General features: G+C 31.8%; 1 protein-coding gene, 1 pseudogene and 1 other annotated feature. Of the genes and pseudogenes, one reads left to right on the top strand and one right to left on the bottom strand.

Annotated elements, in window-relative coordinates; all coding sequences use genetic code 11:
• Positions 1–317: 317 nt before the first annotated feature.
• Positions 318–569, top strand: a binding site (T-box leader).
• A 137-nt stretch (positions 570–706) separates the two neighbouring features.
• Positions 707–871: pseudogene (locus tag U860_RS37080) on the top strand (MFS transporter); the annotation flags it as partial.
• Here U860_RS37080 and U860_RS0129810 read toward each other — a convergent pair.
• Positions 872–2,086 (bottom strand): replication initiation protein, encoded by a 1,215-nt coding sequence (locus tag U860_RS0129810; protein WP_002174974.1) that lies wholly within the window; start codon positions 2,084–2,086, stop codon positions 872–874.
• Positions 2,087–2,232 lie beyond the last annotated feature (146 nt).

The following is a 2,232-nucleotide window of genomic DNA, read 5'->3' as shown; positions in this document are numbered from 1 at the left end:
GGAACTCAAGCATTTTGATCAAAATGCTTGAGTTCCTTCTGTTGAAAAATCAATTTTTGTAGTATGCTTTTGATCAAACTTTATTACAAACCAACAGCATTCACGGCAAGCTTATGGGTTAATAATTAATCCACGGCAAAGATATGCTTCCTTTAGCGGCAACTTTATGGGTAAAGTCACAGAATAAGCCAAATGCTCGAGGAACAATACAAGGTTCCAAAGCCGTTCATAACTGATGATTATGTTGACTAAGTATATATATGAGATATAACAAAAATATTTACGATATATATCCAATAATGTTATTATACATGAAATTAAATACAATGAAGAGAAGAGTAAATAAAGTGAATTCTATACAGAGAACCCTGGTAGCTGAAAAAGGGTTAGAATTTCTTTATTGAAGCAAGGCTCAGAGCAGTACATTGGAACCTGCTATAGGGGGATAGTGTGACGGGTGCTCCCGTTATAGAGCTAGGGTATAAGTATTGTTGTTATACCTGATAAGGTTAATATGGTGACGTATTAATAACCTGGGGTGGTACCACGATCTAAAATCCCACCCCAAGACAATTAAGTCTTGGGGTGGGATTTTTTTATTTTGTTTTAAGTGCTGCATTATATCTGATTATATTTTAGGAGGAATTCAATTGAGTTTAAAAAAGCATTGGAAACTTGGCGGTATTCATCTATCTTATTGTTTAGCATTGGTGTTTCAAGTGTTGGAAGTTGGGTTTACTTTATCACTCTAAACCTTATCGTTCTTAACATAACAGAGTCGGCCATTGCTGTATCTGGTTTATATATCATTAGGGCTTTATCAACGCTGTTTACTAATATTTGGTCAGGAAATCTTGTAGATCGTTTACATCTAGTATCTTTTCTGTCTTCTATTTTTTTTAATGCATTCATAAATTTTATCCATGACAAACGCTTCATGTTCTGTCCAAATGGCTTCAGCTTCTTCTAATGTAACTACTCTAACTAGTTCCTCAATTGCTGTATCTTTAACTAAAAATGTAGCTACAGCTCCTGTAGATGTTGAATATTTACTGATAACTAAATTAATAATGTTATCAATCCCTAATACACTATTATTATGAGACTTATTCTCAATTTGGCTACTTGGGTTTGGTATTTCTTTATCGGACAGTTCTTTTAATCGGGAATTTAGAGTGAATTCTACATAACCGATTGGGGAATCAATATCTGAACGAAAACGTATATCCTCAATTATTTCTAATACAGTTTCTTTATGAGCCTCCCATTTTTTAAACACTTTAGGAAACACTTTTTCTTTACAGCGTTCTTCAAATCTTTTAATTTTTTGTTCAAATGTATTGGGCTGTTGAAATTTATCTAATTTCTTTTCAAAGTGAACTAAATTGTGATCTTTCTTTTTCTGGCTACGGATAATAAATTTAATTTTTTGTACTTTCCTACCTAATTTAATTTCTTCATATTCAAAAGAAATATCTGTTTTTTGGTCTAATTCTTTTTGAGAAGGTTTCAATACGCGTTGCTTAAAATTTGCATAGTTGGGGTATATATCCATCGCATCTAAGTAATACCTTAAATTTTCGAGACTAATTGTACGCTCCTTTAAATCTTCATATTGTTTAAGTAGTTCATAAATACGTATAGCGTATGTACTTTTCAATTTAATAACATTAGCTAGTCTATAGCTTGTAAACTTGCTGCTTAATTCTAATAAAAATGGCTTTAATAACGGATCGAAACGCATATCAATTGTTCCTTTATTCCTGTTATAAATTGCTGAAGAAAGCCAGGATACCTGTATCAGCTCTTCCCCAGCCCGAATTTCAATTACTTTTGATAATAATTCCTTTGTAATTTTACTTAACTCCGAATATTTAGTAGATCCATTTAGACCAAGTAGATCATGAAAATGTTTAATGGGGAATGTGTAAGTTTTAAAATCCCAATCATTGGGTTCAATATTACTAGCCAAACAAAGTAACATTTTTTGTTCCACTAAATTCAAACGTGAATTTGCTTCAATCAAAGTATTTGATTTTGAAACAATATTATTCTCTTTAATCTGTAAATCTTGATTTTTAGACATATCTACATACGTCCCTTCTTTCCTACCTCTACTACTCTACTAACTATAACAAGTATATAACCAAATTTGCTATCTTTAGAACCATTTTCGCTATAGTTAAGCAACCACATTTGCTATCTTTAGAGCCATTTTTGCTTTAGTTAAGC

It is taken from the genome of Bacillus sp. H1a (assembly GCF_000633475.1).
In the GTDB taxonomy this organism is placed as follows: Bacteria; Bacillota; Bacilli; order Bacillales; family Bacillaceae_G; genus Bacillus_A; species Bacillus_A paramycoides.
Note: the sequence above shows the minus strand (reverse complement) of the source record. Positions and strands in the feature narration are given on the sequence as shown.

What these genes read in the sequence shown, in the direction of transcription:
- U860_RS0129810 (WP_002174974.1), bottom strand. Translation starts at nt 2,086, where the DNA reads ATGTCTAAAAATCAAGATTTACAGATTAAAGAGAATAATATTGTTTCA.